The sequence below is a fragment of the Streptosporangium sp. NPDC051022 genome (assembly GCF_040683035.1).
Lineage (GTDB): Bacteria > Actinomycetota > Actinomycetes > Streptosporangiales > Streptosporangiaceae > Streptosporangium.
The window spans coordinates 1-14192 of sequence record NZ_JBFBCF010000005.1 but is presented as its reverse complement, the minus strand read 5'-3'; the positions used below and the strand labels follow the sequence as shown (position 1 = coordinate 14192).

General features: G+C 69.9%; 11 protein-coding genes. 5 read left to right on the top strand and 6 right to left on the bottom strand.

Annotated elements, in window-relative coordinates; translation table 11 throughout:
* Positions 1 to 29 precede the first annotated feature (29 nt).
* Positions 30 to 980, bottom strand: a complete 951-nt coding sequence (locus AB0N02_RS11170; protein WP_363944925.1) for an SGNH/GDSL hydrolase family protein — start codon at positions 978 to 980, stop codon at positions 30 to 32.
* 243 nt (positions 981 to 1223) lie between these two features.
* Between AB0N02_RS11170 and AB0N02_RS11165 the strand changes: the two genes are divergently transcribed.
* The 3 genes from AB0N02_RS11165 to ilvA all read left to right on the top strand — a co-directional run bounded on the left by AB0N02_RS11165 (position 1224) and on the right by ilvA (position 4057).
* Complete coding sequence (locus AB0N02_RS11165) at positions 1224 to 1745, top strand: pyridoxamine 5'-phosphate oxidase family protein (RefSeq protein WP_363944923.1); 522 nt, start codon at positions 1224 to 1226, stop codon at positions 1743 to 1745.
* 46 nt (positions 1746 to 1791) lie between these two features.
* Entirely contained in the window at positions 1792 to 2466 is a 675-nt protein-coding gene (locus tag AB0N02_RS11160) for a DUF899 domain-containing protein (RefSeq protein WP_363944921.1), read from the top strand.
* A 382-nt stretch (positions 2467 to 2848) separates the two neighbouring features.
* On the top strand, positions 2849 to 4057 hold the full coding sequence (gene ilvA, locus AB0N02_RS11155; protein ID WP_363944919.1) for a threonine ammonia-lyase: 1209 nt from the start codon (positions 2849 to 2851) through the stop codon (positions 4055 to 4057).
* A 138-nt stretch (positions 4058 to 4195) separates the two neighbouring features.
* Here ilvA and AB0N02_RS11150 read toward each other — a convergent pair whose 3' ends face one another.
* The 3 genes from AB0N02_RS11150 to hppD form a co-directional block, all read right to left on the bottom strand.
* Positions 4196 to 5659 (bottom strand): M1 family metallopeptidase, encoded by a 1464-nt coding sequence (locus tag AB0N02_RS11150; RefSeq protein WP_363944917.1) that lies wholly within the window; start codon positions 5657 to 5659, stop codon positions 4196 to 4198.
* An 84-nt stretch (positions 5660 to 5743) separates the two neighbouring features.
* Positions 5744 to 6310: an RDD family protein gene (locus AB0N02_RS11145; protein WP_363944915.1), complete on the bottom strand. Its 567-nt coding sequence runs from the start codon at positions 6308 to 6310 to the stop codon at positions 5744 to 5746.
* Between the two features lie 65 nt (positions 6311 to 6375).
* Complete coding sequence (gene hppD / locus AB0N02_RS11140; RefSeq protein WP_363944913.1) at positions 6376 to 7485, bottom strand: 4-hydroxyphenylpyruvate dioxygenase; 1110 nt, start codon at positions 7483 to 7485, stop codon at positions 6376 to 6378.
* A 102-nt stretch (positions 7486 to 7587) separates the two neighbouring features.
* Between hppD and AB0N02_RS11135 the strand changes: the two genes are divergently transcribed.
* Together AB0N02_RS11135 and AB0N02_RS11130 are read left to right on the top strand one after the other, a co-directional pair.
* The gene (locus AB0N02_RS11135) at positions 7588 to 8067 is read left to right on the top strand and encodes an Lrp/AsnC family transcriptional regulator (RefSeq protein ID WP_363944911.1); all 480 of its coding nucleotides are present in this window, start codon (positions 7588 to 7590) and stop codon (positions 8065 to 8067) included.
* Between the two features lie 102 nt (positions 8068 to 8169).
* A complete protein-coding gene (locus AB0N02_RS11130) occupies positions 8170 to 10383 on the top strand; it encodes a transglycosylase domain-containing protein (protein WP_363944909.1) in 2214 nt (737 codons plus the stop codon).
* Between the two features lie 281 nt (positions 10384 to 10664).
* Here the strand turns inward: AB0N02_RS11130 and AB0N02_RS11125 are convergent, their stop codons facing one another.
* Together AB0N02_RS11125 and AB0N02_RS11120 are read right to left on the bottom strand one after the other, a co-directional pair.
* Entirely contained in the window at positions 10665 to 12665 is a 2001-nt protein-coding gene (locus AB0N02_RS11125; protein ID WP_363944907.1) for a thioredoxin domain-containing protein, read from the bottom strand.
* 147 nt (positions 12666 to 12812) lie between these two features.
* Positions 12813 to 14024, bottom strand: a complete 1212-nt coding sequence (locus AB0N02_RS11120; RefSeq protein WP_363944905.1) for a pyridoxal phosphate-dependent aminotransferase — start codon at positions 14022 to 14024, stop codon at positions 12813 to 12815.
* Positions 14025 to 14192 lie beyond the last annotated feature (168 nt).

Here is a 14192-nt window from a genome sequence, read left to right as displayed (position 1 = left end):
CCCTCGGCCGGTCCGGGGAGCGATGTAGGTCAGAGGCCGAGGATGGCCCGTCCGACCAGGGTGGCGGCGTTGGCGTGGCCCTTGGCGTTGGGGTGGACCACGGCGAACCGGCCGGAGGTGTCGAGAACGCCCTCCACCCAGTTGTTGCCTCCGGCCTTGTCACAGACGCTGTGTCCTTGGCTGGAGCTGTACAGGTCGACGTAGGTGTCGCCGTGCTCGGCCGTGCGTTCGCTGATCGCGGCGTTGAGCGGCTCCAGGGCGCGGGTGCGCAGCCAGTCGAGGTCACCCCGGGTGATGGTGGCGAACCCGATGAGGCTGCCGTAGACGCACTTGGCGGTGTTCTCGGGGACGATGTGGGGGTAACCGACGGTGATCACCCTGGCGTGAGGCGCCTTGACCCGGATCGCGGTGAGCATCTCGTCGTACTGATCGCTCACCTTGGCCAGCCGATTCTCCAGCTTGTCGCCGTAGTGGTCCTTGCACGGGGTGCCCCGGCCGACCGCGAGCGCGCCCAGCTTGATGCACGTGAGGAGGATCTGGCCGAACCCCAGGCTGTTGCCGCCGATGCCCACGGTGACCACGTCGGTGTCGGGAGTCACCGCGTCCAGCTGGGGCGGCACCGGGGCGAAGGGGTAGTCGGGGTCGAAGGAGAAGGGCGGCAGATAGAAGCCGATCGGATGCTGCTTCTCGTTGAGGATGTGGTCGATGGTGGCGTTGCCGCAGCTCACGTTGCGCAGGGAGACCCGGTCGCCGAGCTCGCTTTCGATCACCTTCGGGTAGGAGCGCGTGGTGCGCACGCAGCCGTCGCGCGGTCTTTCGTACTCGCGTCCCGCGGCGGGGATGACCCCCGCCGTGTAGGAGTCGCCCAGTGCGACCCAGGTCAGATCTTCTCGCGCGGCCTGGGCGGGGACCGCGGCGGCGGTCGTGCCGCAGGTGGCGAGGGCGATGGCCAGCGCGATGGCGGTGATCTTTCCGCGCATGCGGATGTCTCCTTCGGTTGAAGGAATGGGTGAGGGTGTCCTGGGATCGGGGCCCCGACCGGAGGGGATGCTCACACAAAATACTCGACTGATTACTGTGTGTAGCTATAGCGATTGGGTGAGCTGACCCTTACCGGCGCCTGGGGGTGCTCCACGGCTGTCGCGGTACCGGCGGGAAAATCTGCTCCTATTTTAGGAGTTATTGCTTGCGAGTAAGGACTTATGGTCATACGGTGTGTTGCCATGAGTGCATCGGACAGCGGGGTGGGAAGCGTGCCCCAGGGCGACGTGAGGCTGTTGGACACACCCGTGGCGCGACGTCTGCTCGCGGCGCCCATCCCGGCGCGTCTCGCCTACAACGGGGGCGACGAGACGCCGAGGGCGATCCCGATCAACTTCCACTGGACCGGCGACGAACTGGTCATGGGGGCGTTCGCCGGCACCCACAAGGTCAGGGATCTGAAGGCCCGCCCCGACGTCGCCGTCTGCATCGACACCGCCGACGGCCCCCCTCAGGTGCTCTTGCTCCGGGGAAGGGTCTCGCTGGCCGAGGTCGACGGGGTGCTGCCGGAGTACGCGGCCGCGCAGCGCTCGACGATGGGAGAGGAGGCGTCGGCCGCGTACCTCGCGACGATCGACAGGCCGGGCCTGCGGATGGTCCGGATCGGCCTGCGGCCGACCTGGGTCGGAGTCCTCGACTTCCAGGAGCGCTTCCCCGGGCGGACACCCGAGCCGGTCCTGGCCGCGCTCAGGGCGAGCCGGTAGCGAAGGTGAAGGTGAAGGTGAAGGTAGTGAAGGCGAAGGTGAGGAAATGAGCGACCGGATCGACGGGCCCCGGGCACTTCCGGCCGTGGTCTCGCCCGAGGAGTGGCAGGCCGCCCGTGACGAGCTCCTCGTGAAGGAGAAGGAACTGACCCGCGCGTTGGACGCGCTGGCCGCCGAACGCCGTCGGCTGCCGATGGTCAGGTTCGGCAAGAAGTACGTCTTCGAGGGGCCGGACGGCGAGGTGGGGTTGCTCGACCTCTTCGAGGGCCGTCGCCAGCTCGTCGTCTACCACTTCATGTGGCCGGGGACGCACCACTGCCCCGGCTGTTCGAGCTTCACCGACAACATCGGCGACCTGGCCCACCTGCACGCGCGCGACACCTCGCTGGCCCTCGTGTCCGACGGCCCCTTCACCGAGATCCGGGCGCTGAAGGAGCGCATGGGCTGGACCGTGCCGTGGTACTCCTCGCGGCACGGCGACCTCAACGCCGACTGCGGGACGGGCGGTGGATTCGGCCTGAGCGTTTTCGTGCGTGACGGTGACGACGTCTTCCGCACCTACTACACGACGGGACGTGGCGTCGACAGGCTCCGCATCGACTTCAACCTCCTCGATCTCACCCCCTTCGGCAGGCAGGAGACCTGGGAGGACTCCCCTGAGGGGTGGCCGCAGAGCCCGCCCTACCAGTGGTGGCGCCTGCACGACGAATACGACGGTTAACGCCGGTACGACGGTTGCCGCCAAGCCCGTGGACGCTCGCCGGTCCGGGGCCGTTCATGGGCGCCGGTCGGGACCGTGTCGCTGCTCGCCGTACCGGCGCCGGGAGACACCGTGTGTGTGGCGGGAGGGGGAGCGCGGCGCGTGGTGGGGTGAGGCGGTGTGGGGGCAGGGTGGCAGGGTGTGTGTGGTGGTGGCGTGGTGGTTGCCGCCAAGCCCGTGGACGCTCGCCGGTCCGGCGCCGTTCATGGGCGCCGGTCGGGACCGTGTCGCTGCTCGCCGTACCGGCGCCGGGAGACACCGCGTGTGTGGCGGGAGAGGGAGCGTGGGGGGTGGGGTGGGAGATTGGACGGAGGTGGGTGGGGGAGGTGCGAGGATGGCCCGCATGTCAGATCGTCAGGTGACCTACGACGATGTGGTCGCCGCCCGTGAACTCCTGGCCGACGTCGCCCTGCGGACCCCGCTGCTGCACTCGCACGTGCTGTCGGCCGCCATCGGCGGCCCCGTCCACTTCAAGTGCGAGAACCTTCAGCGCTCCGGATCGTTCAAGGTGCGCGGCGCCTACGTCAGGATCGCCGGTCTGAGCGAGGCCGAGCGGGCGCGGGGCGTGGTCGCGGCCAGCGCGGGCAACCACGCGCAGGGCGTGGCGCTGGGCTCCGGGCTGGTCGGGATCTCCTCGACGGTCTACATGCCGGAGGGGGCGCCGCTGCCCAAGGTGGCCGCGACCCGCGCCTACGGCGCCGACGTGGTCTTCGCGGGTCACACCGTGGACGTCGCGCTGGCCAGGGCCGTCGAGCACGCGGAGCGGACCGGGGCGGTGTTCATCCACCCCTTCGACCATCCCGACGTCATCGCCGGGCAGGGAACCATCGGGCTGGAGATCCTGGAGCAGCTTCCCGAGGTCGGCACGATCGTGGTGTCGCTCGGTGGAGGCGGGCTGGCCGCCGGGGTCGCGCTCGCGGCCAAGTCGCTCAGGCCCGGGGTGCGGATCATCGCCGTGCAGGCCGAGCGGGCCGCCGCCTACCCGGCCTCGCTGGCGGCGGGGACGCCGGTCACGGTCCCGCCCGCCACGACGATGGCCGACGGCATCGCGGTCGGACGCCCCGGTGAGCTGCCCTTCGAGCTGATCCACTATCTGGTGGACAGCGTCGTCACGGTCACCGAGAGCGAGATCTCCCAGGCGCTGCTGCTCTGCCTAGAACGTGCCAAGCAGGTCGTCGAGCCCGCCGGGGTGGCCGGGGTGGCCGCGATCCTGGCCCGTCCGGAGCTGTTCGAGCCGCCCGTGGTCGCCGTGCTCTCCGGTGGGAACATCGATCCGCTGCTGCTGTCCAAGATCCTCAGGCGGGGTCTGGCCGCCGCCGGACGCTATCTGACCCTGCGGGTACCGTTGCCCGACCGGCCGGGAGCGCTGGCGCACCTGCTGACCAAGCTGGCCGAGCTCGGCGCGAACGTGCTCGACATCGGGCACGAGCGGCTCGGCACGCATCTGGGCGAGGTCGAGGTCCAGCTCCAGCTGGAGACCAAGGGCCCCGCCCACTCCGACGACGTGCTCGAATCCCTCCGCAAGGAGGGGTACCGGCTCGTCTGCGGCTGACCTGGGCCGCCGCGGGACGATTCCGGGTCGCGGGACGATCCGGGGTCACCGGGTGATCCGGGAGCCGCCGCGTGATGCGGGTCGCCGGGTGGTCTGGGCTGTCACCGGGGGACGCGGATCATCGGGTGGCCCGGGGGTTCACCAGGTGGTCGGCTTCCTGGGGGTGAACAGCCACGCCTCGAAGAGGCTGTCGAGCTGCTTGCCGGAGATCCTCTCGGCCAGCGCGATGAACTCCTCCGTCGTGACATATCCGTACTTGTGCTCGGCGTTCCAGGTCTTCAGCAGCTTGAAGAACGCCGTGTCGCCGATCCGCTCCCGGAGCGCCTGCAGCGCCATGCCGCCCCGGGTGTAGACCGAGTCGTTGAACAGGTCCTCCGGCTTGGCGCGTCCCGGGGCGTACTTCCACATGGCGGCGTCCGCGCTGGTGGAGTAGTGGGTACGGAAGATCTTCTCGGCGCTCGCGTGGCCCTTGTGCTCCGACCAGAGCCACTCGGCGTAGGTCGCGAACCCCTCGTTGAGCCACAGGTCCTTCCACCGCTTGATGCTCATGCTGTCGCCGAACCACTGGTGGGCCAGCTCGTGGGCGATGATGTCGTCGCCCGGGGTGAACCCGCCGTACATGGGCTTGGTCTGGTTCTCCAGGGCGTAGCCCGCGGAGAAGTCGTCGATCACTCCGCCGGTCGAGGAGAACGGGTAGGGGCCGAAGACCGTGCTCCAGTAGTCGGTGATCTTGCCCGACAGGGTGTAGAGGTTGTCGAGCGAGCCGCTGTAGCGCGGGTCGACGGCGGCCACGTTCTTGATCCCCGCCGCCGTTCTGCCCTCGCGCAGCTCGAACCTGCCCATCGTCACCGTGGCGAGGTAGCTCGCCATCGGGTGGGTCTCCCGCCAGGTGTAGGTCGTCCTGCCCGCCGAGGTGGCCGGGCTGCCGACCATCTCGCCGTTGGCCAGCGCGGTCACGCCCTCGGGGACGGTGACCTCGAAGTCGTAGCGCGCCTTGTCGGCCGGGTGGTCGTTGCCGGGGAACCAGGTCCTCGCGCCGTTGGGCTCGCAGGTCACGAAGGCGCCGTCCGAGGTCGGGATGAACCCGTAGGTGCCGAGGTTGGAGGAGTCCCTGACCGGCTTCGGCTCTCCGGCGTAGGTGACCTCGACGGTGAAGGCCGCCTTGTCGGAGATCATCCTGGCCGGGGTCACGATCAGCTCGTCCGCCGAGCGGGCGAACCTCGCGGCGGCGCCGTTCACGGTGACCCGGCTGACCGTGAAACCCGACAGGTCCAGGTTGAATCGTTCCAGGTCCTGGGTGGCCTTCGCCTCGATGCCCGCCACTCCGGAGAGATGCTTGGTCTCCGGGGTGTAGTCGATCTTGAGGCGGTAGTGACCGACGTCATAGCCGCCGTTGCCGTCGTTCGGGAAGTCGGGGTCGCCGATCCCGGGAGCGCCGATCCTGCCCGTGTGCCGCTGGGCGGTCCCTGCGCCGGCGGGTGCCGCGCCGCCCGCGACGGCCGAGGTGGAGTCGCTGTCCCCCCGCGACGCCGAACATCCGGCCGTACCGAGTGTCCCGATGAGCGCTGCGGTTGCCGCGATGGCCAGCCGACGCGACGCCATGATCACAAATCCCCTTCCCCCGCCCGGCCTACCGGGCCGTCTCTAGTCGCACACTACGCGAGCGGGGCAAGGGACCTTCCACGATCAGGAATCTACGACCAGTGTTCTGGCGGCCATGTCGTGAATGGCCTGTTTACGCCTGGTGAACAGGATGAAGGCGAGGTTGATCCAGCCGAGGCAGCAGGTGGCGTAGAGCACCCACGCGACCAGCTCCCGGATCGCCGCCTGCCCGACGCCGACCCGGCGCCCGCTGACGTCGACCACGCGCAGGCCGAACAGCTTCTTGCCCAGGGTCTGGCCGTTCCAGAAGGCGGTCAGCAGCCAGTAGTACAGGAAGCCGATCAGGCCCGCCAGCAGGGTGTTCTGGACCGGGACCCGGACGAGGACGTTCTTGGTCGTCTCCCAGACGGTGTTGACCGTGTCGTAGCTGAACGGCGAGGAGATGATCCCGACGATGACGAGGTCCAGGACCCCGGCGAACAGGCGTCGCCAGCGTCCGCCGAGCCTGATGGGCGGTTCGGTCCCGTATCCCCATCCCGGAGGCGGGCCGGTTCCGGGGCCCTGGCCCGGGGGTTCGGCTCCGTACCCCTGGTACGGCGACTGGCCGGACCAGGGGTTGGAGCCGGAGTTGTCCGGTGGTGGTGATCCCATAAGCCGTAGATCACCACACGCCGGCCATTCCAAAGCCAAGCGCTGTTACAGGTTGTTCCCGAGGGCTACAAGTTGCCCCTGAGGTCCTGCTCGCGCTCGATCGCCTCGAACAGCGCCTTGAAGTTGCCCTTGCCGAAGCCGAGCGACCCGTGCCGCTCGATGAGCTCGAAGAACACCGTCGGGCGGTCCTGCACCGGCTTGGTGAAGATCTGCAGCAGGTAGCCGTCCTCGTCCCTGTCGACCAGGATCCTGCGCTTCTTCAGCTCCTCGATCGGCGCCCTGACCTGGCCGATGCGGGCACGCAGCTCGGGGTCGTCGTAGTAGGAGTCGGGCGTGTCGAGGAACTGGACCCCGGCGGCGCGCATGTGGTCGACGGTGGTCAGGATGTCGTTGGTGGCCAGCGCGATGTGCTGCACGCCGGGGCCGCCGTAGAACTCCAGGTACTCGTCGATCTGCGACTTCTTCTTGGAGATCGCCGGCTCGTTGAGCGGGAACTTCACCTTGCGGGTGCCGTCGGCGACCACCTTGGACATCAGCGCGGAGTACTCGGTGGCGATGTCGTCGCCGATGAACTCCGCCATGTTGGTGAAGCCCATGACGCGTCCGTAGAACTCCACCCACTCGTCCATCTTGCCGAGTTCCACGTTGCCGACGCAGTGGTCGATCGCCTGGAAGAAACGGCCGTTCTTCACCTCGGGCGCCGGGACGATCGGCTTGGCCGCGACGTAACCGGGCAGGTAGGGGCCGTTGTAGTTGGACCGGTCGACCAGGGTGTGCCGGGTCTCGCCGTAGGTGGCGATCGCCGCGAGCACGACCTTGCCGTGCTCGTCCTCCAGCGTGTACGGCTCGGCCAGGCCCTTGGCGCCCCTGGCCAGCGCGCCCGCGTAGGCCGCCTCCACGTCGGGGACCTCGATGGCCAGGTCGATCACACCGTCGCCGTGCTCGGCCACGTGCCGGGCCACGTCGGTGCCGGGCCGTACCGCGCCGCGGAACTCGAACCTGGCACTGCCCGAGGTCAGGACGTAGGCGACCTCGTCACGGCTGCCGTTCTCCGGGCCGCGGTAGGCGACCAGCCGCATGCCGAAGGCGCTGGAGTAGTAGTGGGCAGCCTGCTTGGCGTTGCCGACGGCGAAAACCACCGCGTCCATACCGTTCACGGGAAAGATGTCGTTCATGCGAGTACTGTCGGTTTTGATGGGCGGGTTGTGCAAGAGTTGCGTTATTTGCTGGGCAATTTGTCCACCCTGTCGTCTCTTTCGCGGGAGCGCCTGTACATCATGACGATTGATCACCTCGACGCCCGGCTCGTCGCCCTGCTCGCGGCCGAACCCAAGCTCGGCGTCCTCGAGTGCTCCCGGCGTCTCGGCGTGGCCAGGGGGACCGTCCAGGCGCGTCTCGACCGGATGGCGGCCAGGGGAGTGATCACCGGCTACGGCCCTGACGTCGACCCCGCGGCCCTCGGCTACGTGGTGACGGCGTTCGTCACCCTGCAGATCCGCCAGATCAGCGGGCACGTCCCCGTCGCAGACCAGCTCGCGGCCATCCCCGAGGTGCTGGAGGTCCACACGATCACCGGCGGCGACGACATGCACTGCCGGGTGGTGGCGCGCAGCAACGCCGACCTGCAGCGGGTCATCGACCTGATCGTTGAGGTCCACGGGGTGGTCAGGACCTCGTCCGTGATCGCCTTGGACACACCCGTGCCATACCGGGTCCTTCCCTTGGTGGCGGATGCGCCGCGCCACGGGAGGAGCTAGCCGTACTATCCCAAGCAGGGTTCAGACACCGTTATGCATCGTTTACCCTTACGGTTCCGTGCGGCCGACGGGGGTCGGCCGCGGACGGACGGGGGGTCACGCGTGCTCAAGGGCGGAGAGAAGACGGCCAAGGCCAGGCCCAGGAGAAGACTTCTGCGGATCGCGCTCGTCGTCTTCGGCGTCTTCGCGATCTCCACGGCCGGAGCGCTAGCGGTCGCGTGGGCCATGACGCCGATCCCCGGCAGCACGCAGCCGAGGGCCACCGCCCAGGGGTCGGTGATCTACTACCGCGACGGCAAGACCGTGCTGGCCAGACAGGGCGTCAACCGCAAGAGCGTGCCTCTCGACCAGGTCCCGCAGCACGTCAGGAACGCGGTCATCGCCGCGGAGAACCGCTCGTTCTACGAGGACAAGGGCGTCTCCGTGACCGGCACCTTCCGCGCCATGTGGTCCACGCTCACCGGCCAGCAGATCCAGGGCGGCTCGACGATCACCCAGCAGATGGTCCGCAACTACTACAGCGGCCTCAGCCAGGAACGTTCCATAACCCGCAAACTCAAGGAGGTCATGATCTCCTTGAAGGTCGACCAGTCGAAGCCGAAGGACTGGGTGCTGGAGCAGTACCTCAACACGATCTACTTCGGCCGCAACGCCGACGGGATCCAGGCGGCCGCCGACGCCTACTTCCGCAAGGACGTCGGCAAGCTGACCGTCTCCGAGGGCGCTTACCTCGCCGCCGTGATCCAGCAGCCCTCGCGGTTCGCCGATCCCCAGGGCGCCGACCTCGACGCCGCCAAGGCGCGCTGGCGGTCGGTGATCGACGGCATGCGGGAGACCGGGGCGCTGACCGCCGAGCAGGCGGCGGCCGCCACGTTCCCCGAGCTCAAGAAGCCCCGGCCGATCTTCGCCCCCAAGGGGCAGGAGGGCTACATGCTCGACCAGGTGACGGCCGAGCTCAAGCGCAGGGGATACACCGACGAGGCCGTCAACCAGGGCGGTCTGAAGATCGTCTCGACCTTCGACAAGGGCCTGATGGCCGCCGCAGAGAAGGCCGTAACCTCCGTCCTGCCCGACGGCGTCACCGAGAAGATCCGCACCGGCCTGGCCGCGGTCGACCCCGCGACCGGCGAGGTCGTCGCCTTCTACGGCGGGCGCGACTGGGCGACCCAGTCCTACGACAACTCCTTCGGCGCCAAGGTCCAGGCGGGCTCGACCTTCAAGGCCTACACGCTGGCCGCGGCCCTGGACAGCGGCTTCGGCCTCGACACCCGGGTCGACGGCAACTCCCCGCTGCGGGTCACCAACGCCAGCATCCCCAACTCCGGCGGATACTCCTACGGCCAGATCAACCTGGTCAAGGCGACCCAGAACTCGGTCAACACCGCCTTCGTCGACCTGGGGCAGAAGGTCGGCCTGGCCAAGGTCGTCGAGACCGCGGAGAAGGCCGGCATCCCCGCCGAGCAGCTCTCCCCGCACCGCCTGGCCGCCACGCTGCCGCTCGGCGTGGCCTCGGTGAGCGCCGTGCAGAACGCCTCGGGCTTCGCCACCTTCGCCGCCGGGGGCGTCCACCGCGAGGCCCACGTGATCCGCTCGATCACCGACGCCGACGGCAAGACCACGAAGATCGAGACCAAGGGGAAGCGGGCGTTCAGCGAGCAGGCCGCCACCGACGCCACCTACGCGCTGACCCAGGTCGTCACCGCGGGAACCGGATCCGCCGCCCGGCTCTACGACCGCCCGGTGGCCGGAAAGACCGGCACGACCGACAAGTCGGCGTCCGTGTGGTTCGCCGGGTTCACTCCGCAGCTGGCGACGGCCGTGGACATGTTCCGCGACGACAACAAGCCGGTGGTCGTGGACGGCAGCGCCCTGTACGGCGGCACCTACCCCGCCCAGATCTGGCGCGCCTTCATGACCGAGGCGATGGCCGGCAAGCCGGTCAAGGAGTTCGGCGAGCCGTCCAACTACGGCTACTCCACCTACGGCGACCCCTACGGCTCGGACGGTCAGGACGACGGCACCGGCGACGGCACCCAGGACGACACCACCTTCCCGCCCTCCCAGTCTCCCGAGGAGACGACCAGCCCGCTTCCCGACCACACCTCCTCCCCGGACGGCACGGGCAACGGGGACGGCACCGGCAACCGGGACGGCAACGGGTTCGGCGACGGTACGGGCGACGGAAACGGGACAGGCGACGGCACCGGAAACGGCGACGGTACGGACAACGGCTGGGGCCCCACCGACGGCACCGGAACCGGCGGCGTCCGCGAACAGGCACCGACCCAGGGAAACTCCCCCATCGGGCGCCCATAAGGCCACGAGGCCCATAACGCCGATCGCGCCGTTGACGGGCGCCGGTCGGCTCGGTGTCCCCGCTCGCCGTACCGGCGCCCTGAAGGGAACCGCTTGAGAGGCGCCGGGGAACGGCGCCGGGGTGGGGCGGTGGTGTGCTCCCGGCGTGCCGGGGGGTTCTGGGGCGTCGGTACGGCGGGGGGCGGTGACGGGGGAGCGGCGTCGGTGGGAGGTTCGGTGGGCGTGGGCGTGGGCGTGGTCGTGGGCGTGGGCGTGGTCGTGGTCGTGGGCGTGGGCGTGGGTCAGGAGGTCAGTTCGGTTCGGAGGGCGGCGGGGGTGGTGACGGGCATCCTGCAGGTGAAGCCGCGGCACACGTAGGCGGCGGGAGCGCCTTCGACCAGGCCCCTGCCCTCCAGCAGCGGGACCTCGGCGGATCCCGGCTCGCCGAGGGCGATGACCAGGCCGGGGACGGGGGACAGCAGGGCGGCCCGGTGCAGCGCGGAGGTCGCGGGGTCGTCCGGCGCGCCCACGATCGCCACCTCGACCGGCCCGGAGACGGCGGCCTGGGCCGTCGCGAGGCCCCATCCGGCGAACCGCGCGTGCTTGCCCGCCAGGACGCTCACCGTGCCGAGGGCCGCCTCCGCGGCTTCCCGGCGCCTGGCGGAGCCGGTCAGCGCGGCGTGGGAGAGCAGCGCCCCGGCGGCGGCGAACTGGCCCGACGGGGTCGCGTTGTCCGTGGGATCCTGCGGGCGCTGGAAGAGCCGTTCGGCGTCGTCGGCGGTGTCGAAGAACCCGCCGGCGCCGTCGGCGAACCGGTCGAGCACCGTTTCGAGCAGCGCCCCGGCCCGCCGGAACCAGCGGACCTCCCCGGTCACGCCGTACAGGGCGAGCAGGCCCTCGGCCACGTCGGCGTAGTCCTCCAGGACTCCGGCGTTGCCCCCCGCCCGGCCGTCGCGCGACGTGCGCAGCAGCCGGTCGCCGTCCACGTGCAGCTCGTCGAGCAGCGTGGCCGCGGCCCGCGCCGCCTCGACCAGGTCGGGCCGGTCGAACACGGCGCCCGTCTCCGCGAGGGCGGCGACGGCCAGGCCGTTCCAGGCGGCGACCACCTTGTCGTCGCGGCCCGGCCGTACCCGCAGGGCACGCGCGGCCAGCAGCGCGGCGCGCACCCGGGCGAACCTCTCGGCGTCGTCGGGATCGACCGGCAGCTGGAGCACCGACGTGCCGTGCTCGAACGTGCCGGTCACCTCGAACAGGCCGACCGCCCAGGCGCCGTCCTCCTCGCCCAGGACCTCGCGGATCTCCTCGGGGGTCCAGACGTAGAACTTGCCCTCGACGCCCTCGCTGTCGGCGTCCAGGGCCGAGGCGAAGCCGCCCTCGGGGGTGCGCATCTCGGCCAGCAGCCAGTCGGCGGTCTCCAGCGCCACCCGCCTGGCCAGGGGCGAGCCCGTGGCGCGCCACCAGTGCGTGTAGACCCGCAGCAGCAGGGCGTTGTCGTAGAGCATCTTCTCGAAGTGCGGGACCACCCACTCGGCGTCCACGCTGTAGCGGGCGAACCCGCCGGCGAGCTGGTCGTAGATTCCGCCCCTGGCCATGGCCTCCAGCGTCTCCCCGGCCATCCGCGCCGCCAGGCCCACGGTCGCGGGGGACTCCTCCTGGTGGGGGCCGCCGGCGGCGGCGTACCTCAGCAGGAACTCCAGCGCCATCGACGGCGGGAACTTCGGCGCCCCGCCGAACCCGCCGCGCACCGGGTCGAAGGAGCGGCTCAGGTTCTCCACGGCCTGGGCCAGCGTGTGGGCCGTGGGCAGCGGACCGGCGGGCAGCGCGGCCCGCTCGTTCAGCGCCTCCACGATCTTCGAGCCCTGCTCCAGCACGGCGGCGCGGTCGCCGGTCCAGGCGTTCGACACACCGGCCAGCAGCCGCTGGAAGTGCGGTTTCGGGAAGTAGGTCCCGGTGTAGAAGGGGTGGCCCTGCGGGGTGGCGAAGACCGTCATCGGCCAGCCGCCCTGGCCGGTCATGGCCTGGGTGGCCGCCATGTAGACCGCGTCCACGTCCGGCCGCTCCTCGCGGTCCACCTTCACGTTGACGAAGTGCTCGTTCATCGTCGCGGCGGTGGTCTCGTCCTCGAAGGACTCGTGCGCCATGACGTGGCACCAGTGGCACGCCGAGTAGCCGACGGAGATCAGCAGCGGCACGTCCCTCCGTGTGGCCTCGGCGAACGCCTCCTCACCCCACTCGAACCAGTCGACGGGGTTGTCCGCGTGCTGGAGCAAGTAGGGGCTCGTCGCGTTCTTCAAGCGGTTCATCAAGACCTCTCCCGCGTACGCGATGCGTACGTCTGCTCGCGCGCGGCGCGCAGGGAACTGCGCGCCGCGGTTCCACCCGGTCCTGCCTGCACGGTCCTTCCCACAGTAGACCGGGAGGGGGAGGCGGCATGAGTCCTCCGCCTGCGGTCACTGCCGGTAGGTGGACAGGAAACCGCCCAGACGCCCGATCGCCTCCTCCAGGTCGTCGGCGTGCTGGAGGGTGACGACGCGGAAGTGGTCGGGGCGGGGCCAGTTGAACCCGGTGCCCTGCACGATGAGAAGCCGCTCCCGCTCCAGGAGGTCGAGGGCGAAGCGGACGTCGTCCACGATCGGGTGGATCTCGGGGTCCAGGCGGGGGAAGACGTACAGCGCGCCGAGGGGCTTGACGCAGCTCACGCCCGGGATGTCGTTGAGCAGCTTCCAGGCGCGGTCGCGCTGCTCGCACAGCCGCCCGCCGGGGCGCACCAGGTCGTTGATGCTCTGCCGGCCGCCGAGCGCGGCCTGGATCGCGTGCTGGCCGGGCACGTTCGGGCACAGCCGCATGTTGGCGAGGATGTCGAGGCCCTCGATGTAGGACGTCGCCCGCTCCTTCGGGCCGGAGATCACCATCCAGCCGGAGCGGTATCCGCACACGCGGTACGTCTTCGACAGGCCGGAGAACGTCAGGCAGAACAGGTCGGGCGCCAGCGAGGCGATCGAGGTGTGGACCGCGCCGTCGTAGAGGATCCGGTCGTAGATCTCGTCGGCGAAGACGACCAGGCCGTGCCTGCGGGCGAGGTCGGCGAGACGCTCCAGCAGCTCGGGCGGGTAGACCGCGCCGGTCGGGTTGTTGGGGTTGATGATCACCAGGGCCTTGGTCCGGTCGGTGATCTTCGACGCGATGTCGTCGACGTCGGGGAGCCAGTCCGCCCGCTCGTCGCAGACGTAGTGGACGGGGGTGCCCCCGCTGAGCGAGACCGCGGCCGTCCACAGGGGGTAGTCGGGGGAGGGGACCAGCACCTCGTCCCCGTTGTTGAGCAGCGCCTGCATCGCCATCACGATCAGCTCGGAGACGCCGTTGCCGAGGTAGACGTCCTCGACGTCGAGACCCGCGATGCCGTGCTCCTCGTAGTGCTGCACGACGGCCCTGCGGGCGCTGAGGATCCCCTTGGAGTCGCCGTAGCCGTGGGAGACGGGGAGATTGCGGATCACGTCCTGCAGGATCTCCTCGGGAGCCTCGAAGCCGAACGGGGCCGGGTTGCCGATGTGCAGCTTGAGGATGTGGTGCCCCTGGGCCTCCATCTCGGCTGCTCGTTTCAGCACGGGACCGCGGATGTCGTAACAGACGTTTGCGAGCTTCTCTGACTGCCGTACCTGCATCGTCACACTTTAACGTCGTATGTGCGCAACAGATCGACGCGAGGCGGTCTCCCGGAACGGCGATCGGCCGCCTTTTCCGCCCGTCCCCGCCGGTGGGGTCTCGCCCGGCGGGGACGGGAGTCAGGTGGCGCCGGCGGGTCCCCGCGGGAGCCGTCGGACTCCCGCGGG

Bases quoted from the DNA above. Each gene is read 5' to 3' on its own strand.
- AB0N02_RS11170 (WP_363944925.1), bottom strand. From the start codon at position 980: ATGCGCGGAAAGATCACCGCCATCGCGCTGGCCATCGCCCTCGCCACC.
- AB0N02_RS11120 (WP_363944905.1), bottom strand. From the start codon at position 14,024: ATGCAGGTACGGCAGTCAGAGAAGCTCGCAAACGTCTGTTACGACATC.
- AB0N02_RS11165 (WP_363944923.1), top strand. From the start codon at position 1,224: ATGAGTGCATCGGACAGCGGGGTGGGAAGCGTGCCCCAGGGCGACGTG.
- AB0N02_RS11160 (WP_363944921.1), top strand. From the start codon at position 1,792: ATGAGCGACCGGATCGACGGGCCCCGGGCACTTCCGGCCGTGGTCTCG.
- AB0N02_RS11150 (WP_363944917.1), bottom strand. From the start codon at position 5,659: ATGGCGTCGCGTCGGCTGGCCATCGCGGCAACCGCAGCGCTCATCGGG.
- AB0N02_RS11135 (WP_363944911.1), top strand. From the start codon at position 7,588: ATGACGATTGATCACCTCGACGCCCGGCTCGTCGCCCTGCTCGCGGCC.
- hppD (WP_363944913.1), bottom strand. From the start codon at position 7,485: ATGAACGACATCTTTCCCGTGAACGGTATGGACGCGGTGGTTTTCGCC.
- AB0N02_RS11145 (WP_363944915.1), bottom strand. From the start codon at position 6,310: ATGGGATCACCACCACCGGACAACTCCGGCTCCAACCCCTGGTCCGGC.
- ilvA (WP_363944919.1), top strand. From the start codon at position 2,849: ATGTCAGATCGTCAGGTGACCTACGACGATGTGGTCGCCGCCCGTGAA.
- AB0N02_RS11125 (WP_363944907.1), bottom strand. From the start codon at position 12,665: ATGAACCGCTTGAAGAACGCGACGAGCCCCTACTTGCTCCAGCACGCG.